Origin of the sequence: Kluyvera sp. Awk 3, assembly GCF_028069715.1 — a bacterium.
In the GTDB taxonomy this organism is placed as follows: domain Bacteria; phylum Pseudomonadota; class Gammaproteobacteria; order Enterobacterales; family Enterobacteriaceae; genus Kluyvera; species Kluyvera georgiana_A.
The window spans coordinates 1-20,073 of record NZ_JANEWH010000047.1 but is presented as its reverse complement, the minus strand read 5'-3'; the positions used below and the strand labels follow the sequence as shown (position 1 = coordinate 20,073).

Annotated in this window: 14 protein-coding genes; 4 read left to right on the top strand and 10 right to left on the bottom strand. The window is 55.6% G+C overall.

What is annotated here, in order from left to right:
- Positions 1-17 precede the first annotated feature (17 nt).
- Positions 18-554: a hypoxanthine phosphoribosyltransferase gene (gene hpt, locus NNN71_RS11770; RefSeq protein ID WP_064547513.1), complete on the bottom strand. Its 537-nt coding sequence runs from the start codon at positions 552-554 to the stop codon at positions 18-20.
- Positions 555-758: 204 nt separating this feature from the next.
- On the opposite strand from hpt, the gene NNN71_RS11765 reads away from it, so the two are divergent.
- Positions 759-3,149, top strand: coding sequence for a glucose/quinate/shikimate family membrane-bound PQQ-dependent dehydrogenase (locus tag NNN71_RS11765; protein WP_163448032.1), 2,391 nt, complete (start codon positions 759-761; stop codon positions 3,147-3,149).
- Between the two features lie 76 nt (positions 3,150-3,225).
- On the opposite strand, the gene NNN71_RS11760 is transcribed toward NNN71_RS11765, so the two are convergent.
- Together NNN71_RS11760 and cueO are read right to left on the bottom strand one after the other, a co-directional pair.
- Complete coding sequence (locus NNN71_RS11760) at positions 3,226-3,750, bottom strand: hypothetical protein (protein ID WP_163448033.1); 525 nt, start codon at positions 3,748-3,750, stop codon at positions 3,226-3,228.
- 122 nt (positions 3,751-3,872) lie between these two features.
- Positions 3,873-5,438, bottom strand: coding sequence for a multicopper oxidase CueO (cueO, locus tag NNN71_RS11755; RefSeq protein WP_271458545.1), 1,566 nt, complete (start codon positions 5,436-5,438; stop codon positions 3,873-3,875).
- Between the two features lie 144 nt (positions 5,439-5,582).
- On the opposite strand from cueO, the gene NNN71_RS11750 reads away from it, so the two are divergent.
- Positions 5,583-5,930, top strand: coding sequence for a YacC family pilotin-like protein (locus NNN71_RS11750; protein ID WP_062772020.1), 348 nt, complete (start codon positions 5,583-5,585; stop codon positions 5,928-5,930).
- A gap of 33 nt (positions 5,931-5,963) precedes the next feature.
- On the opposite strand, the gene yacL is transcribed toward NNN71_RS11750, so the two are convergent.
- Both yacL and acnB read right to left on the bottom strand, forming a co-directional pair.
- Complete coding sequence (gene yacL / locus NNN71_RS11745; RefSeq protein ID WP_163448035.1) at positions 5,964-6,326, bottom strand: protein YacL; 363 nt, start codon at positions 6,324-6,326, stop codon at positions 5,964-5,966.
- 214 nt (positions 6,327-6,540) lie between these two features.
- On the bottom strand, positions 6,541-9,138 hold the full coding sequence (acnB, locus tag NNN71_RS11740) for a bifunctional aconitate hydratase 2/2-methylisocitrate dehydratase (RefSeq protein ID WP_271458544.1): 2,598 nt from the start codon (positions 9,136-9,138) through the stop codon (positions 6,541-6,543).
- 461 nt (positions 9,139-9,599) lie between these two features.
- Here acnB and NNN71_RS11735 point away from each other — a divergent pair, with 461 nt between their 5' ends.
- Positions 9,600-11,264: a DUF3300 domain-containing protein gene (locus tag NNN71_RS11735; RefSeq protein WP_271458543.1), complete on the top strand. Its 1,665-nt coding sequence runs from the start codon at positions 9,600-9,602 to the stop codon at positions 11,262-11,264.
- 11 nt (positions 11,265-11,275) lie between these two features.
- Positions 11,276-12,082, top strand: coding sequence for a DUF2950 family protein (locus tag NNN71_RS11730; protein ID WP_223803297.1), 807 nt, complete (start codon positions 11,276-11,278; stop codon positions 12,080-12,082).
- Between the two features lie 56 nt (positions 12,083-12,138).
- Here the strand turns inward: NNN71_RS11730 and NNN71_RS11725 are convergent, their stop codons facing one another.
- The 5 genes from NNN71_RS11725 to pdhR form a co-directional block, all read right to left on the bottom strand.
- Complete coding sequence (locus NNN71_RS11725) at positions 12,139-12,423, bottom strand: hypothetical protein (protein WP_163448039.1); 285 nt, start codon at positions 12,421-12,423, stop codon at positions 12,139-12,141.
- Between the two features lie 275 nt (positions 12,424-12,698).
- On the bottom strand, positions 12,699-14,123 hold the full coding sequence (lpdA, locus tag NNN71_RS11720; RefSeq protein WP_064547498.1) for a dihydrolipoyl dehydrogenase: 1,425 nt from the start codon (positions 14,121-14,123) through the stop codon (positions 12,699-12,701).
- A gap of 206 nt (positions 14,124-14,329) precedes the next feature.
- Positions 14,330-16,222: a pyruvate dehydrogenase complex dihydrolipoyllysine-residue acetyltransferase gene (gene aceF, locus NNN71_RS11715; RefSeq protein WP_065356528.1), complete on the bottom strand. Its 1,893-nt coding sequence runs from the start codon at positions 16,220-16,222 to the stop codon at positions 14,330-14,332.
- Positions 16,223-16,236: 14 nt separating this feature from the next.
- Positions 16,237-18,900 (bottom strand): pyruvate dehydrogenase (acetyl-transferring), homodimeric type, encoded by a 2,664-nt coding sequence (gene aceE / locus NNN71_RS11710; RefSeq protein ID WP_163448041.1) that lies wholly within the window; start codon positions 18,898-18,900, stop codon positions 16,237-16,239.
- Between the two features lie 156 nt (positions 18,901-19,056).
- Entirely contained in the window at positions 19,057-19,821 is a 765-nt protein-coding gene (pdhR, locus tag NNN71_RS11705; protein WP_064547482.1) for a pyruvate dehydrogenase complex transcriptional repressor PdhR, read from the bottom strand.
- Positions 19,822-20,073: the final 252 nt, after the last annotated feature.

The window sequence follows — 20,073 nt, the reverse complement described above, 5'->3', positions numbered from 1 at the left end:
CATCAGGCACCCGCGCATTACTCGTCTAACAGCACCACTTTGCCGACATACGGCAGATGGCGGTAACGCTGCGCGTAGTCGATACCGTAACCGACCACGAATTCGTCCGGGATGGAGAAGCCGACAAACTCAACCGGCACGTCCACTTCGCGGCGAGAAGGTTTATCCAGCAGCGTACAGATCGCCAGCGACTTCGGCTCACGCAGGCCGAGAATCTCGCGCACTTTCGACAGGGTATTGCCCGAGTCGATAATGTCTTCAACGATGAGCACGTCTTTACCGCGAATGTCTTCATCCAGGTCTTTAAGGATTTTCACGTCGCGGGTGGTCGACATACCGCTGCCATAGCTGGATGCCGTCATAAAATCGACTTCGTGCGGTACCTGCACTTCACGGCACAGATCGGCCATGAACATGAATGAACCGCGCAGCAAACCCACCAACACCATTTCGCTGCCGCTATCTTTATAGCGCTCGTTAATCTGACGACCCAGTTCGGCGATACGCGCTTTGATCTCCGCTTCCGGGATCATCACTTCAACAGTATGTTTCATTTAACTAACCACATGATTTTAAATGTAAATCACTCAACCTGTTAACCCAGAGCCGCGAGGTTGATCAGCAAGCGAGAAAGTATACCAGCAAAACGATTAATGCGGCTAATTCGATAATAAAGCTCATTTTGTGATTTCGATCACACTTGTTAAATCCTATAATCAAATGAAAGCAATAATTAACAAACAAACGGACACCTTTCTATGGCTGAAACAAAAAACCAACAACCACGACTGCTCGCGAGGTTAACCACCCTCTTTGCGGCTTTTTGTGGTTTGTATCTTCTGATTGGCGGAGCTTGGCTGGTCGCCGTTGGCGGCTCCTGGTATTACCCGGTCGCCGGTCTGGTGATGCTAGGCGTTACCGCGCTGCTGTGGCGCGGTAAACGTTCGGCGCTGTGGCTGTATGCGGTACTGCTGGTCGCCACCATGATCTGGGGCGTGTGGGAAGTCGGCTTCGACTTCTGGGCGCTCACCCCGCGTAGCGACGTGCTGGTCATCTTCGGCGTGTGGCTGATTCTGCCGTTCGTCTGGCGTCGCCTGATCGTGCCGTCCAGCGGTGCCGTTGGCGCACTGGTGGTGGCACTGTTGATCAGCGCCGCTATTCTGACGTGGGCAGGATTCCATGACCCGCAAGAAGTGAACGGCACGTTGAGCGCCGACGCCACGCCTGCTGAGCCTATCTCGCAGATTGCAGACCAGGACTGGCCCGCCTATGGCCGTAACCAGGAAGGCCAGCGCTTCTCGCCGCTTAAGCAAATTAACGCTGAGAACGTGCATAACCTGAAGGAAGCCTGGGTGTTCCGCACCGGCGACCTGAAGCAGCCAAACGATCCGGGTGAAATCACCAATGAAGTGACGCCGATTAAGATTGGCGACATGCTCTATCTGTGTACCGCCCACCAGCGTCTGTTCGCGCTGGATGCGGCCACCGGGAAAGAGAAATGGCACTTCGACCCGCAGTTAGGCACCGACCCGAGCTTCCAGCACGTGACCTGCCGCGGCGTGTCTTATCACGAAGCGACGGCGGCAAACGCCTCGCCTGACGTGGTCTCCGATTGCCCGCGCCGTATTATTCTGCCGGTGAACGATGGCCGAATTTTTGCCCTCAACGCCGAGACCGGTAAGCTGTGCGAATCCTTTGCAAACAAAGGCATTCTGAACCTGCAAACCGATATGCCGGTTACCACGCCAGGGATGTATGAACCGACTTCACCGCCGATCATCACCGATAAAGTGATTGTGATTGCCGGCGCGGTTACCGACAACTTCTCAACCCGTGAGCCGTCTGGCGTGATTCGCGGTTTCGACGTCAACAGCGGCAAACTGCTGTGGGCCTTTGACCCGGGCGCGAAAGATCCTAACGCCCTTCCGCAACCCGGCCAGCATTATACCTTCAACTCGCCGAACTCCTGGGCACCCGCGGCCTACGATGCGAAGCTGGACCTGGTCTACCTGCCGATGGGCGTTACTACTCCGGATATCTGGGGCGGCAACCGTACACCGGAACAGGAACGCTTTGCCAGCTCCATTGTGGCGCTGAACGCCACCACCGGTAAACTTGCCTGGAGCTACCAGACCGTTCACCACGATCTGTGGGACATGGATATGCCGTCCCAGCCGACGCTGGCAGACATCACCGTCGATGGCAAAAACGTACCGGTTATCTACGCACCGGCCAAAACCGGCAACATCTTCGTTCTGGATCGCCGTAACGGCGAGCTGGTCGTCCCGGCACCGGAAAAACCGGTCCCGCAGGGCGCGGCGAAAGGCGACTACGTCACCAAAACCCAACCATTCTCTGACCTGAGCTTCCGTCCGAAGAAAGACCTGAGCGGTGCAGACATGTGGGGCGCCACCATGTTTGACCAGCTGGTGTGCCGCGTGATGTTCCATCAGCTGCGCTATGAAGGCATCTTCACCCCACCGTCCGAGCAAGGCACGCTGGTGTTCCCGGGTAACCTGGGGATGTTTGAGTGGGGCGGTATCTCCGTCGATCCGAACCGTCAGGTGGCGATTGCCAACCCGATGGCGCTGCCGTTCGTCTCTAAACTGATTCCCCGCGGCCCAGGCAACCCGATGGAGCAGCCGAAGGACGCGAAAGGTAGCGGTACAGAAGCCGGTATCCAGCCCCAGTACGGCGTGCCGTACGGCGTTACACTGAACCCGTTCCTGTCGCCGTTTGGCCTGCCGTGCAAACAGCCGGCCTGGGGTTATATCTCCGCGCTGGATCTGAAAACCAATGAAGTGGTATGGAAAAAACGTCTGGGTACGCCGCAGGATAGCCTGCCGTTCCCGCTGCCGATTCCATTGCCGTTCAATATGGGGATGCCAATGCTGGGCGGCCCGATCTCCACCGCCGGTAACGTGCTGTTTATCGCTGCAACCGCCGATAACTACCTGCGCGCTTACAATATGAGCAACGGTGAGAAACTCTGGCAGGGACGTCTGCCAGCAGGCGGCCAGGCGACGCCGATGACCTATGAGGTCAATGGCAAGCAGTTCGTGGTCATTTCAGCAGGTGGTCACGGTTCGTTTGGCACAAAAATGGGCGACTACATCGTGGCCTACGCGTTACCTGACGACGCGAAGTAAATAAAATGCCGACCCTTGGGTCGGCATCCTCACTCCCCCGGGTCACGCGCTTTTTGTGGCCCGGGGAAATACGCAATTATTTATCAAACTTAATCGACAGCAGCGACGCCCTGGCCGCCTCCTGATACTGCCCCACCAGATCTTTCGTCATATTAAACGCCGCCTGAACCGCTTTATCGTTTTCAGACGTCACCAGCAGCATATTCAGAATGTCCGTATCCGCCGCCTGAGAGCGGAAGGTAATCAACCACGCTTTATGCCCATCAACCGTCACGGATTCCGCCTGCGGCTTATAGTTACTCAGCATTTTCAGCGTCGCGTCCTTTGCCACATCGAGCTTATCTGCGGGCAGCGCGTGACGTCCGTTACTCACCCCCAAGGATGCTTTTCCACGTTCATCACTATAAATAACCTGCGGCCGGTTTTCTGACGGGTATTTGATTTTTGCCATATCGTCAGGCATCGGCGTGAACGCCTGCGGGATCTCGATGCTCAACTTCAGCTCGGGAATGTTTTTACGTTCCATCTTCATGTCAGCCTGTGCTGACACCGCCACCATCATGACCAAAGACGCTGCCAGAACCTTACCAAAGAGAGACATGTTCACCTCGTGATTAATTGTTAGCCACACGAGTATATATTTAATTTATCCGTTTGATAGGACGGAAATTTGTATCGCCCTTCAGCCGTTACCGGGTAGCGTCGCCACTACCCGGTTTCTCGCTAGACGGTAAAGCCCAACATCATGCCGGTATCTTCATGCTCCAGCAGGTGACAGTGCGCCATATAGGCCTGATCTTTCGGGGCCTCATGATCGAACTTCACCAGCACTTCGCTAACGCCACCTTCCACGCGCACCGTATCTTTCCAGCCCGTGCGATGCGCCGCCGGTGGTTGACCGTTTTCCCGCAAAATGCGGAACTGGGTACCGTGAATATGGAACGGGTGCAGCATCATGTCGCCCTCGCCGGAAATCACCCAGCGCTCGAACTTGCCCTTTTCCGCCGCGAACATCGGCTGATTCATATCAAAAGCTTTACCGTTGATCTTATTGGCATTATGGAAATCGAACCCGCCTTCGCCGTGCTGCATGTGGCCCATATTGCCGTGGTCCATTTTCATACCGCCGTGGCCCATCATGTCGCCATGATCCATTCCGCCCATCGCCTGATTGCCGTATTGCTTCATCAATGCCTGCATGCCCATCATATCGAGCATGGGGTCCATCGATAGCTGGAGCTTACGCTCGGTCAGGCCGTCCAGTGACGGCAGCGCGGGCATTTTCGCCAGCGTATCCGGCAGCGTACCAGAGCCGGGAATACCGATAGGCTGGATGTGCAGCACCGGTACGGCCTTATCAAACGGCGCAACCGCCATCCCCATCTGGGTGACCGGCAGCGTTACCAGGTCGAATGCTTTGCCATCGCGCGCATCCACCAGCACTTCAAAACGCTCGCCCATCAGCATGGGTAGCTCGTTCACTTTTACCGGCTCGGCCAGCAGGCCGCCGTCGCTCGCCACCACATACATCGGGCGTTTGTCGCTGATAGCCAGCGTCAGCGAGCGCGCGTTACAGCCGTTGAGCAGGCGCAGGCGCAGCCAGCCCCGCGGCGGCGCATGCTGCGGGAACGGCGCGCCGTTAGTCAGCAGCGTATCGCCAAACCAGCCAACGGCAGCGCTCATCACATCCAGCTGGTAATCAATCTCGCCCGCCGCGGTGAATTTTTTGTCCTGCATAATCACCGGAATATCGTCGATACCCCACTGCTTAGGCAGCATCAGCTTCTGGCTGTCTTCATCCTCAATCAGCACCAGTCCAGCCAGCCCCATCGCGACCTGATGCCCGGTTTTACCGTGCTGATGCGGATGGAACCAGCAGGTCGCCGCTCGCTGCATCGGCGTAAAGCTCACCGTGCGGCTGGCACCGGGCTGAATGATCCCCTGTGGGCCACCATCGACTTCACCTGGCACTTCCAGACCGTGCCAGTGCACGGTGGTCTCTTCCGGGAGCATATTCTGAATTTTGACCGTGGCAGGCGTCCACTGCTGCAGACGAATAGCCGGCCCCAGCAGGTTGCCGTTATAGCCCCAGGTGGTCGCCGTTTTCCCCGCAAACTGCGTTTTCCCGGCCTGCACGGTCAGCAGGATCTGGTTATTCGCGTCGGCGGTAAGGATCGGCGGAATGGCGAGCGTAGGACGTTCAGCGGCAAATACCGCACGGCTCCATAGCGGCAAGGCGCTGGCAACGCCGACGGCGGCGCTTAATTTGAGAAAATCACGACGATGCATCGGTACTTCCTTTTCGGCTTGTGGTGATTATTTGAGCTTAAACCCTCCCCCTGCAGGAAGGTCAAGCGGAAAGCCATGAATAATGCTCCCCGTGTTGTGGGTAAATATGTTAACGTGGAATATCGACGATGTAAGGTAGAAGAAATGAAGACGTTTTTCCGAACGGTGCTGCTTGGATCGCTGCTGGCGATGTCCAGCTCGAGTTATGCTTTAAGCGAGTCTGAAGCGGAAGATATGGCCGATCTGACGGCGGTATTTGTGTTTCTGAAAAACGACTGCGGCTACCAGAACCTGCCTAATACCCAAATCCGTCGCGCGCTGGTCTTTTTCGCGCAGCAGAACCAGTGGGATCTCAGCAATTACGATACGTTTAACATGAAGGCGCTGGGTGAAGACAGCTACCGTGACCTCAGCGGCATCGGCATCCCAACGGCGAAGAAATGCAAGGCGCTGGCGCGTGATTCGTTAAGCCTGCTGGCTTACGTGAAGTGACAGACATGGCGGAGCCCGCAGGCTCCGCATGGATTAACGCTGTTGCACAAACTCGCGGTATGCAGCGACTACCTGCAGGAAATCTTCCACGCCGCAGAGCGACAGGCTCTCCTCGTCGTAGTAGCTCATCCCCTCTTCCATTTCGTCGCCGGAAAATTCCAGCTGATTAGCGCGAACCATCACTTCTTCGCCGTCCATCCACAGAGTGTATTCATGCCCGGCGCGCTGCCATGAACGCTCGCTGCCTTTAACGGTACGTGCAGCCTCTTCCACTTCATCCAGTAGCGAGAGGTTGTCTTTAACCTCTTCATTAAACCAGTGACCGACCACCTCGTGGCCCATCGACATTCGTACTTTTACCCCTCCGGTAACGTCGCGCAGAAATTCATAATCCATGATCTGTTCCTCTACAAAGGCAATGCGTCACCGCTGCATTGTACCTGTTGGTAATTATCGCAGTCTGGAGGAATAAAAACAGCGTTGCCGCGGGAGGAATAGAAAAATAAAAAAGGCGAGAGCCGAAACTCTCACCTTTGCTACCCGGCCAAATAAGGTGTCGCCGGGGACGCTCGCGGAGTCGGCGCTGATGCGCCTCGTCCGGGCTATGCGATTAGACCGCCGTCTGGAAAATCACGCCGTCCGCTTTCTCAGTGTACTGAGAGAGCTGGTCGAAGTTCAGGTAACGGTAGGTATCCACCGCCGTCTTATCCACCTGCGCTACGTAGGTCTGGTACTCTTCCGGCGTTGGCAGTTTGCCGATCAGCGCCGCAACCGCCGCCAGCTCCGCAGAGGCCAGGAAGACGTTCGCACCGGTACCTAAACGGTTCGGGAAGTTACGGGTAGAAGTGGAAACCACCGTTGCACCGTCAGCCACACGCGCCTGGTTACCCATACACAGGGAACAGCCAGGGATCTCAATACGCGCACCGCTCTTACCGAACACGCTGTAGTAACCTTCTTCGGTCAGCTGCGCGGCGTCCATACGGGTTGGCGGCGCCACCCACAGGCGAGTCGGCAGTTGGCCTTTATGGTTGTCCAGCAGCTTGCCGGCAGCACGGAAGTGGCCGATGTTGGTCATGCAGGAGCCGATGAACACTTCGTCGATCTTCTCGCCCTGCACGTCAGACAGAAGACGCGCGTCGTCCGGATCGTTCGGCGCACACAGAATTGGCTCTTTGATATCCGCCAGATCGATGTCGATCACCGCCGCGTACTCTGCGTCAGCATCGGCTTCCAGCAGTTGCGGGTCCGCCAGCCATTTTTCCATGCCCTGGATACGACGTTCCAGCGTACGACGGTCGCCGTAGCCTTCGGCGATCATCCACTTCAGCAGGACGATGTTGGAGGTCAGGTATTCAACGATCGGCTCTTTGTTCAGCTTGATGGTACAGCCGGCAGCAGAACGCTCGGCGGAAGCATCGGTCAGCTCAAACGCCTGCTCCACTTTCAGATCCGGCAGACCTTCGATTTCAAGGATGCGGCCAGAGAAGATGTTTTTCTTACCCTTCTTCTCAACGGTCAGCAGGCCCTGTTTAATCGCGTACAGCGGGATGGCGTGTACCAGATCGCGCAGGGTGATGCCCGGCTGCATTTTGCCTTTGAAGCGCACCAGCACGGATTCCGGCATATCCAGCGGCATCACGCCGGTCGCGGCGGCAAACGCCACCAGACCAGAGCCCGCCGGGAAAGAGATACCAATCGGGAAACGGGTATGGGAGTCACCGCCGGTACCCACGGTATCTGGCAGCAGCATACGGTTCAGCCAGGAGTGGATAACGCCGTCGCCCGGACGCAGAGAGACACCGCCACGGTTCATAATGAAGTCTGGCAGCGTGTGGTGCGTGGTCACGTCAACCGGCTTCGGATATGCGGCAGTGTGACAGAAGGACTGCATCACCAGGTCAGAAGAGAAGCCCAGGCACGCCAGGTCTTTCAGTTCGTCACGGGTCATCGGGCCGGTAGTATCCTGAGAACCTACGGAGGTCATCTTCGGTTCGCAGTACGCGCCCGGACGGATACCTTTCACGCCACAGGCGCGGCCCACCATTTTTTGCGCCAGAGAGAAGCCACGGCTGCTTTCCGCCACGTCTTTCGCCTGACGGAATACGTCGCTGTGCGGCAGACCCAGCGCTTCACGCGCTTTGGTGGTCAGGCCACGGCCGATAATCAGCGGAATTCGGCCACCGGCGCGCACTTCGTCAATCAGCACGTCGGTTTTCAGTTCGAAGGTTGCCAGCAGTTCGTCGGTTTCGTGATTGCGCACTTCGCCTTTGTACGGGTAGACGTCAATCACGTCGCCCATATTCAGGTTGGCTACGTCCACTTCGATTGGCAGCGCGCCCGCATCTTCCATGGTGTTGAAGAAGATAGGTGCAATTTTGCCGCCAAGGCACAGGCCGCCGCCGCGCTTGTTCGGTACATGAGGGATATCGTCACCCATGAACCACAGTACGGAGTTGGTCGCGGATTTACGGGAAGAACCGGTACCCACCACGTCGCCCACGTAGGCCAGCGGGAATCCTTTTTTCTGCTGGGCTTCGATCTGCTTGATCGGGCCAACGCTGCCCGGCTGATCCGGGTCGATGCCTTCGCGGGCGTTTTTCAGCATCGCCAGCGCGTGCAGAGGGATATCCGGGCGAGACCAGGCATCCGGCGCCGGAGACAGGTCATCGGTGTTGGTTTCACCGGTGACTTTGAAGACGGTAACGGTAATTTTGTCCGCCAGCGCAGGACGGCTCAGGAACCATTCGGCATCGGCCCAGGACTGAACAACCTGCTTAGCGTAGGCGTTGCCCGCTTTGGCTTTCTCTTCGACGTCGTAGAAGTTATCGAACATCAGCAGGGTGTGGGAAAGCGCTTTGGCAGCAATCGGCGCCAGTTTCGCATCGTCCAGCGCATCAATCAGCGGATGGATGTTGTAACCCCCCTGCATGGTGCCTAACAGTTCGATAGCTTTTTCTGGGGAGACCAGCGGGGAAGTGGCTTCGCCTTTCGCAACGGCGGCGAGGAAACCCGCTTTAACATAGGCGGCTTCGTCAACGCCCGGCGGTACGCGGTTGGTTAACAGATCTAACAGGAATTCTTCTTCGCCAGCAGGCGGATTCTTCAGCAGCTCAACCAGCGCGGCCATTTGGGTTGCATCTAAAGGTTTGGCAACAATCCCAACGGCTGCACGCTCAGCTACGTGCTCACGGTATTCTTTTAGCACGACGGTATCTCCTCGCTCTCATTGTCATATGCGGTCGGCGATCTCTTCACGCTCCTGTGAGACAGCAGTTTGTAGGGTAAAAGCCCGGTACCGCGTGGGCCAGCATAGCAGGATTTCCGGGGACTGTTAATCCGTTTACAAAAAAGCAACATTAAATATTTGCTGAATCGTTAATGTTGGTATAAGAGAATAGAAAATCGCCCTTTAAGGCGGGATTCAACCATCTGTTAGTCATATTGTTCCTTGTTTTGTTATGAAAATATTGCATATACGTAATTAACATCAATAGAGCCTGGCGGATACCTCCTTACGCGAACTTCGCGCCAGAGGGGCAACTCGTGTCAGATTTTTCCGACAACGCGCAAAATCCCTGCTTTAATCAAAAAACAAACAACAGTCTCTTTATACTCGCGGCATATCCGATCCCTCATACGGACTGTGTAGTTCTCTGGAGATCCACCATGAACTTGCCCTTTAAGCCCCACTATATTGCACTGGTGTGCAGCGCCGGGCTGCTTGCGGCGGCCGGTACGCTGTATGTGAAAAGCCGCGAACCTGCCGCTCCGGAAGCGCCGCCGGTTGCCGCCGTCGCCGCGCCGGAAGCCGCAGCGACGCCGACCTACTCCACAGCGCAAATCACCCAGTGGGTGGCGCCCATCGCCCTTTACCCCGACCCGCTGCTGTCGCAGGTGTTGATGGCCTCCACCTACCCGGATAGCGTCACTCAGGCCGTGCAATGGTCGAAAGATCATCCCGGCCAGCAGGGCGATGCGGCGGTAAAAGCCGTCGCCGGGCAACCGTGGGACGCCAGCGTGAAATCGCTGGTCGCCTTTCCACAGCTGACGGGCATGATGGGGGAAGATCCTCAATGGGTTACCAACCTCGGCAACGCCTTCCTGGCGCAGCCGCAGGATGTGATGGATGCAGTGCAAAAGCTGCGCCAGCTGGCGCAGCAGACAGGTTCGCTGAAGTCGACTCCTCAGCAAACGGTGACCACCACGAAACGCGCGGTTTCCTCCACCAGCACCAGCCATGCTACCAGTAGCACCAGTAGCGCAAGCAGCTCGCCAACGGTGATCAAAATCGAACCGAGCGATCCGCAAGTGGTGTACGTTCCGAACTACAACCCGACGGTTGTTTATGGCAACAGCTGGCCTTATACCTCTGCGCCACCGGTTTATCTGCCGCCGCCCCCCGGGGAACAGTTTGCCGATAGCTTCGTGCGTGGCTTTGGCTATAGCCTGGGCGTGGCGACAACCTACGCGATTTTCAGCAACATTGACTGGGATGATGACGATCACCACCACGATGATGATCACCATCACGATGACGATCATTATGATCATGGCGGCTACCAGCATAATGGCGATAACATCAATATTAATGTAAATAATTTCAATAAGATAACAGGAGCAAACCTGAGCGGCGAAACCCGCAACTGGCAGCATAATCCGGCCTATCGCGGTAATACGCCTTATCCGAATAATACGGTGGCCAATCAGTTCCACCGGACCAACGTCGCCGGCGGGCTGAGCGCCACTCACCAGACTCCGACGTTAGTTGCCCCGCACCAGACCGATGTGGCGGGCGGCCTCAGCGCCACCCAGCATACTGCGCCGAACCGCGATACACAGCGTCAAGCGGCAATGCAGCAGCTTAACCAGCGCACGCATAGCAACGGCGCGACGCCAACGGCCGCTGACTCGCGAGACGCTCAGCGTCGCGCCGCATCGCAGCAGCTCAACCACACGCCGCAGCGCAATAACTTCCGCGGCTACGACGCCCCGACAAGCCATAGCGCCACGCGGAATACCCAGCCGCGTGAGGCCGCGCAGCGCATCCAGCAGTCGCATCCACAGTTAAACGACAGCCAGCGACAGAGCCTGCAACGTGAGCGTCAGAACGGCGAGAAACTGCACCTTAATCAGGACATGATGGGCCAGCGCAGCGCATTACAGGCACAGCGTGAAGGCGCACGCAGTAATGTTTTCAGCGGCAACGAAAGCCGCGCCCCCTCCTGGCAGTCACAGCAGTCACGCGGCCTGGAAAGCCGTCGCGCTTCCGGGCTCGGCGGCGAGCAGCGTAGCGGTGGCCTTGCTGAGCACCATGAGTTCCGTCGACGCTAAAGGATAACAAGATGAAAAAGCAGATACAGATAGCGCTGCTGGCGCTGACGATGTCGCCGCTGATGGCGTGGGCGCAGCAGACCTTTTCGACGCCAGACCAGGCAGCCAGCGCGCTGGTTGATGCGGTCAGCCACGAAGACAACAGCAAGCTGGATACACTCTTCGGCGAAAACTGGCAGCAGTTTTTACCCCCTGACGGCGTTGATCAGGAGGCCGTTGCTCGTTTTCTTCGCGACTGGCGGCTCGGACATCGGATCGTCCTGCAGGGCAACACCGCCTGGCTGGATGTTGGCAACGATGGCTGGCGGCTGCCCATCCCCATAGAGAAAAACGACAAAGGCTGGGAATTTAATATCGCCGCTGGCGAGGATGAGATCCTGACCCGCGCAATAGGCCGCAACGAGCTTTCGGCTATTGAAGCCATGCACGCCTACGTGGATGCCCAGCAAGATTACTATCAGTTGAACCACGCCTGGGCGCAGAAAATTATCAGCAGCGACGGGAAAAAGGACGGCCTCTACTGGCCCATCAAACCAGGAGAAGATCCTAGCCCTCTGGGGCCAAACTTCAGCCCTTCGGTGCCAGGTGAAGGCTATCACGGCTACCATTTCCGCATTATCGCCAACGGCGATAAAGGCGAAGTCGCTCTGCTGGCCTGGCCGGTTGAGTGGGGGCAAACGGGCATCATGAGCTTTATGGTCGATAAGACCGACCGCGTTTACGAAGCGAACTTAGGTGCAGAGACGGCGCAAAAAGCGCAGGCGATTACCCAGTTCTCACCGGACTCCAGCGTCGGCTGGAAGGCCGTCGCCGAATAAAAAAATACCCGGCAGCGTGGAGACGCTGCCGGGTATTTTAAAACCTCAATGTGCTATTACCCCTGATGAGGCATGAGCTCCGGATGGCCTTTCACCGGCGGTTTGCTGCTGGTCAACGCGGCTTCATCCGCACTGATGCTGCCGGAGTTATCCGCCCAGACGCCTTCCTGCGTTTTTGTCACCTGTTGATGCTGTGCATTCAGATCCTGTCCCATCGCCGCAATATGCGTGCTCTCGGTACCGCCACTGTTATCCGCCCAGGGGATGGTGGCGTCCTGCGCAAAAGCCATACCGGAAATCAGGGTCGCAGCCAGCGCTGCCGTTGTCAGAATCGTTTTCATATCTAGCACCTCAATTTATTAGCACGCTACTATTTTATACCGTTATTATTATTCAAATAACGGCAAGATATAACAGAACGTTTCCCGAGGGGACGGCTAATACGGGGGCAAATAACGGGATCGTCGCGTACAGCGGACGTTGGTCGATTGAGCACCGCCGGCATGTGTTACCAGCATCACAATCTTTGCTACGCTTCGACACAGCTTTGTGACAGAAAGCATAAAAAAAGCGGCCCTCAGGCCGCTTATGTCATTCCGATAACCGGGAAAAAGAATTACTTCTTCTTCGCTTTCGGGTTCGGCAGGTCGGTGATGCTACCTTCGAACACTTCGGCAGCCAGGCCCACGGACTCGTGCAGAGTCGGGTGCGCGTGGATGGTCAGCGCGATGTCTTCAGCGTCACAGCCCATTTCGATCGCCAAACCGATTTCACCCAGCAGCTCGCCGCCGTTGGTGCCGACAATCGCACCACCGATCACACGGTGAGATTCTTTGTCGAAGATCAGTTTGGTCATACCGTCTGCGCAGTCGGAAGCGATAGCACGGCCAGAAGCAGCCCACGGGAAGGTGGCGGTTTCGTAGCTGATGCCTTTCTCTTTCGCTTCTTTCTCAGTCAGGCCAACCCATGCAACTTCTGGCTCAGTGTACGCGATGGACGGGATAACTTTCGGATCGAAGTAGTGTTTCTTACCGGAGATAACTTCGGCAGCCACGTGACCTTCGTGAACACCTTTGTGCGCCAGCATCGGCTGACCGACGATATCGCCGATAGCAAAGATGTGCGGCACGTTGGTGCGCAGCTGTTTGTCGACGTGGATGAAGCCACGGTCGTCAACTTCCACGCCAGCTTTGCCCGCGTCGAGGTTTTTACCGTTCGGTACACGGCCGATAGCCACCAGCACCGCGTCGTAGCGTTTTGCTTCAGACGGCGCTTTTTTGCCTTCCATGGAAACGTAAATACCGTCTTCTTTCGCTTCAACGGCGGTCACTTTGGTTTCCAGCATCAGGTTGAATTTCTTGCTGATGCGCTTGGTGAAGACTTTAACGATGTCTTTATCGGCAGCCGGGATAACCTGGTCGAACATTTCAACCACGTCAATCTCTGAACCCAGCGCGTGGTACACGGTACCCATTTCCAGACCGATGATACCGCCGCCCATAACCAGCAGGCGTTTTGGCACTTCTTTCAGTTCCAGCGCGTCTGTGGAGTCCCAAATGCGCGGATCTTCATGCGGAATGAACGGCAGCTGAATTGGACGAGAACCCGCCGCGATGATCGCGTTGTCGAAGTTGATCACGGTTTTGCCGTTTTCGCCTTCCACTTCCAGGGTGTTCGCCCCGGTGAATTTACCCAGACCGTTAACCACTTTCACTTTACGGCCTTTGGCCATACCAGCCAGACCGCCGGTCAGTTGAGTGATGACTTTCTCTTTCCAGGTACGAATCTTGTCGATATCCGTTTTCGGCTCACCGAAGACGATACCGTGTTCAGCCAGCGCTTTGGCTTCTTCGATAACTTTTGCTACGTGCAGCAGCGCTTTAGAAGGGATACAGCCAACGTTCAGACAAACACCACCGAGGGTGCTGTAACGTTCTACGATTACGGTTTCCAGACCTAAATCAGCGCAACGGAAAGCAGCAGAGTAACCCGCCGGGCCCGCCCCAAGTACCACGACCTGAGTTTTAATTTCAGTACTCATCATGACCTCTATCATTTGTATCCGGCGGTCTGACGTTATAGTTATTACGCCCATCATCCACCGGGACGTTCTATCCGCGTGTATTTTACAAAATTGTTAACAATTTTTAAACAACAAACGGCAAACGATTTTGTCCTTTGTTGCTGATAACCCCTAACCACTCCGAGGTTACCAGAAAAAAGCCGGCCGTCAGGCCGGCTTTTTCATTACATCACCAGACGGCGAATGTCAGACAGCATGTTGTTGATGATGGTGATAAAGCGCGCACCATCCGCACCGTCGATAACGCGGTGGTCGAAGGAGAGCGAAATCGGCATCATCAGACGCGGCATAAACTCTTTACCGTTCCACACTGGCTCCATAGAGGACTTGGAGACACCGAGGATCGCCACTTCCGGCGCGTTAACAATCGGCGCGAAGTGGGTGGTACCCAGGCCGCCGATGCTGGAGATGGTGAAGCAACCGCCCTGCATTTCGCCAGCAGTCAGCTTGCCATCACGCGCTTTCTTGGAGATGGTGGTCAGTTCGCGAGACAGCTCGGTAATGCTCTTCTTGTTCACGTCTTTGAAGACAGGAACAACCAGACCATTCGGGGTATCTACCGCAACGCCGATGTTGATGTATTTCTTCAGCGTCAGACGCTGACCATCTTCGGACAGAGAGCTGTTGAAGCGCGGCATCTGTTCCAGAGCGGCGGCAACGGCTTTCATGATGAAGACCACTGGGGTGAATTTCACGTCCAGTTTACGTTTTTCAGCTTCGGCGTTCTGCTGTTTACGGAACGCTTCCAGATCGGTGATATCGGTCTTATCGAAGTGGGTAACGTGCGGGATCATCACCCAGTTACGGCTCAGGTTAGCACCAGAGATTTTCTGGATACGGCCCAGTTCCACTTCTTCGATTTCACCAAACTTGCTGAAGTCCACTTTCGGCCAAGGCAGCATGCCCGGAATACCGCCGCCTGCTGCTGCAGCCGGAGCCGCTTCCGCACGCTTGATAGCGTCTTTCACGTAAGCCTGAACGTCTTCGCGCAGGATACGACCTTTACGGCCAGACCCTTTCACTTTCGCCAGGTTCACGCCGAATTCGCGCGCCAGGCGACGAATCAGCGGAGTAGCGTGGACGTAAGCGTCGTTCTCAGCAAACTCAGATTTGCCTTCCGCTTTTGCGGCCGGAGCAGGCGCTGCTGCTTGTGCAGGCGCGGCGGCCGGAGCCGGAGCTGCTGCCTGAGCCGGCGCGGCAGCAGGTGCTGCGCCTTCCACTTCGAAGACCATAATCAGAGAACCGGTTTTGACTTTGTCGCCGGTGCTGATTTTGATCTCTTTCACGGTGCCCGCGAACGGTGCCGGAACTTCCATAGAGGCTTTGTCGCCTTCTACGGTAATCAGTGACTGCTCAGCGGCAATTTTATCGCCGACTTTAACCATCACTTCAGTGACTTCAACTTCGTCACCGCCGATATCCGGTACGTTAACTTCTTTGGAGCCCGAAGCTGCTGCCGGAGCCGCCGCTGCGGCAGGCGCTGCTGCCTGAGCCGGTGCAGCCGCTGGTGCCGCGCCCGCGACTTCGAAGACCATAATCAGAGAGCCGGTAGACACTTTGTCGCCGGTGTTCACTTTGATCTCTTTCACGGTACCCGCGAACGGCGCCGGGACTTCCATAGAGGCTTTATCGCCTTCTACGGTGATCAGCGACTGCTCTGCGGTCACGGTGTCGCCCACTTTCACCAGAATCTCGGTCACTTCAACTTCGTCACCGCCGATATCCGGAACGTGTACGTCTTTTGCTGCCGCTGCAGCAGGTGCTGCTGCCGGAGCCGCTTCTTTCTTCTCTTCTGCCTTGGCAGGTGCAGCTGCTGCTGCACCGTCGGCGGAATCGAAAATCATGATCAGTTTGCCGGTCTCAGTTTTGTCGCCAACAGAGACTTTGATCTCTTTAACGATACCAGCCTGAGGAGACGGAACTTCCATAGAGGCTTTGTCGCCTTCTACGGTGATCAGCGACTGTTCAGCTTCAACTTTGTCGCCTACTTTGACCAGGATCTCGGTGATTTCAACTTCATCAGCCCCGATGTCCGGTACATTGATTTCGATAGCCATTGTTCTTTTACCTCTTACGCCAGACGCGGGTTAACTTTTTCTGCATCGATGTTGAATTTGGTAATTGCTTCCGCAACCACTTTCTTATCGATTTCGCCACGTTTAGCCAGTTCGCCCAGTGCCGCTACAACCACGTAGGAAGCATCAACTTCGAAGTGGTGACGCAGGTTTTCACGGCTATCAGAGCGGCCAAAGCCGTCGGTACCCAGTACGCGGTAATCATCAGCCGGTACATAAGTACGAACCTGCTCAGCAAACAGTTTCATATAGTCGGTAGAGGCAACAGCCGGTGCGTCGTTCATCACCTGAGCGATGTACGGAACGCGCGGCGTTTCCAGCGGGTGCAGCATGTTCCAGCGCTCACAATCCTGGCCATCACGCGCCAGTTCAGTGAAGGAAGTCACAGAGTACACGTCAGAGCCCACACCGTAGTCTTTCGCCAGGATCTGCGCTGCTTCACGGACGTGACGCAGGATAGAACCGGAGCCCAGCAGCTGAACCTTACCTTTGCTACCTTCGATGGTTTCGAGTTTGTAGATACCTTTACGGATACCTTCCTCGGCACCTGCTGGCATTGCCGGCATGTGGTAGTTTTCGTTCAGCGTGGTGATGTAGTAGTAAACGTTCTCTTGTTTCTCACCGTACATACGCTCCAGACCATCGTGCATGATGACCGCAACTTCGTACGCGTAAGACGGATCGTAAGAGATACAGTTCGGGATAGTCAGAGACTGAATATGGCTGTGACCATCTTCGTGCTGCAGACCTTCGCCGTTCAGCGTCGTACGACCGGAAGTACCACCTACCAGGAAGCCGCGAGCCTGCTGGTCGCCAGCCTGCCAGCACAGGTCACCGATACGCTGGAACCCGAACATGGAGTAGTAGATGTAGAACGGAATCATCGGCAGGTTGTTGGTGCTGTAAGAGGTCGCAGCCGCCAGCCAGGATGCGCCAGCACCCAGTTCGTTGATACCTTCCTGCAGAATCTGGCCTTTCTCGTCTTCTTTGTAGTAGGCAACCTGCTCGCGGTCCTGCGGGGTGTACTGCTGACCGTTCGGGCTGTAGATACCAATCTGACGGAACAGACCTTCCATACCAAAGGTACGCGCTTCATCGGCGATGATCGGCACGAGGCGGTCTTTGATGGATTTGTTCTTCAGCATCACGTTCAGAGCACGTACGAACGCGATAGTGGTAGAGATTTCTTTGTTCTGCTCTTCCAGCAGCGGCGCGAAATCTTCCAGAGTCGGCAGCTCTAACTTCTCATCGAAGTTCGGCTGACGGCTTGGCAGGTAGCCGTGCAGTTTCTGACGCTGGGCGTGCAGATAGGTGTGCTCTTCAGAACCTTCCGGGAAGGTAATGTACGGCAGTTTTTCGATATCAGCATCGGCAACCGGCACATTGAAACGATCTCGGACGTAGCGAACGCCGTCCATGTTCATTTTCTTCACCTGGTGAGCGATGTTTTTACCTTCAGCGGTGTCACCCATGCCGTAACCTTTAATGGTATGGGCGAGGATTACGGTAGCTTTGCCTTTGGTTTCCTGCGCTTTTTTCAGTGCAGCGTAGACTTTCTTCGGATCGTGACCACCACGGTTCAGGGCCCAGATCTGCTCGTCAGTCCAGTCGGCAACCAGCGCTGCGGTTTCCGGATATTTACCGAAGAAGTGCTCACGCACGTAAGCGCCGTCTTTGGATTTGAAGGTCTGGTAGTCACCGTCAACGGTTTCTTCCATCAGCTGGATCAGTTTACCGCTGGTATCTTTACGCAGCAGTTCGTCCCAACGACCGCCCCAGATAACCTTGATAACGTTCCAGCCAGCGCCCGCGAAGATGCCTTCCAGTTCGTTAATGATTTTGCCATTACCGGTAACCGGGCCATCAAGACGCTGCAGGTTACAGTTGATAACAAAGACCAGGTTGTCCAGTTTTTCACGGGTCGCGATGGTGATAGCGCCTTTAGATTCTGGTTCATCCATCTCGCCGTCGCCCAGGAAGGCGTAAACGGTCTGTTTGGAGGTGTCTTTCAGACCACGGTGTTCCAGGTATTTCAGGAATTTAGCCTGATAGATAGCGCCGATCGGGCCCAGACCCATAGATACAGTCGGGAACTGCCAGAAGGTCGGCATCAGTTTCGGGTGCGGGTAGGAAGACAGACCTTTACCGTGAACTTCCTGACGGAAGTTGTTCATTTGTTCTTCGGTCAGACGGCCTTCCAGGAAAGCACGCGCGTAGACGCCCGGGGAGATGTGGCCCTGGAAGTACACCAGGTCGCCGCCATCCTGCTCGTTGCGTGCGCGGAAGAAGTGGTTGAAGCACACTTCGTAGAAGGTCGCAGAAGACTGGAAGGAAGCCATGTGGCCGCCCAGCTCGAGGTCTTTTTTAGACGCACGCAGCACGGTCATGATGGCGTTCCAACGGATAGCAGAACGAATACGACGCTCCAGCTCCAGATTGCCCGGGTATTCCGGTTCATCTTCAACGGCAATAGTGTTGACGTAACCGCTAGCACTTGCACCCGCCGCTACCTGAACGCCGCCTTTGCGTGCTTCAGAAAGCAGTTGGTCGATAAGATACTGAGCGCGCTCAACACCTTCTTCACGGATGACCGATTCGATCGCCTGTAGCCAGTCGCGAGTTTCGATCGGATCCACGTCATTGTGTAAACGTTCTGACATGGGTTATTCCTTATCTATCTAGTACGTTGATTTGTCTGGAACCTGTCCCATTGCGCTTTCGTGGGAAAACGCAATAAGACAGGTTCTGCGTTTAGTTGCCGCGCTCTCAATGGCGCATTTTCACATTTCCCGGTCAAACAGCTGCCGGGAAAAAGCTTAATCCTTTCGCTGCTGGAGACGACGTAACGAGCGCTCACGGCGGCTCTGTTCACGGCTTCTGTCCAACAAAATCTCTTCAATGAAGGCCAGGTGGCGATGAGACGCTTCGCGCGCCTGCTCGGGTTCGCCGGCCATGATCGCTTCAAAAATACGGGTACGATGATTGCTGACCTGCGGGAGCATTTCCCTACGGGCGTAGAGCAACTCAAAGTTTTGACGAACGTTTTGCGCCAGCATCGGCTCCATACACCGTAGCAAATGAAGTAGCACCACGTTGTGAGCCGCTTCAGTGACCGCAATTTGATACTGGACGACGGCGTCAGATTCAGCGTCAAGGTCGCCCGATTGCTGAGCCCGTTCGATGGCCTGATGCAGCTCGCGAATGCGTACGCGATCTTCATCAGTGCTGCGCAGTGCCGCGTAATAAGCCGCGATACCTTCCAGCGCGTGACGGGTCTCTAGCAGATCAAACTGGGATTCAGGGTGGTCGGACAGTAGCTCAACCAGCGGATCGCTGAAGCTCTGCCATAGGCTGCTCTGAACAAAAGTCCCGCCGCCCTGGCGACGAAGCAGGAGCCCTTTGGCTTCAAGGCGTTGAATCGCCTCACGCAGCGAAGGGCGAGAAACGTCGAACTGTTTAGCCAGTTCGCGTTCAGGTGGAAGTTTTTCGCCGGGGCGTAACGTCCCCTCAAGAATCAAAAACTCCAACTGCTGCTCAATCACATCGGATAATTTTGGTTGGCGGATTTTGCTGTAGGCCATTGTTCCCTGTCTCTGCCATTAGCCCGGAGTCAATTGGTCTTACCAATTTCAAGTTCGTAGCGCTAAAGTAACAAAGTATTCACCTTATGTCCATACAGGTTTTGATTGAAATCAGTAAACCCGGCACTTTTTAACAACATTACAGAAATGATGTTTCAGAAATGTAACTTTGCACAAAAAATGACTTTACCTATAAAGAAGTACAATTAACTAAAACCAAACAATATTAAGCAAACTGAACCGTTTCAATTC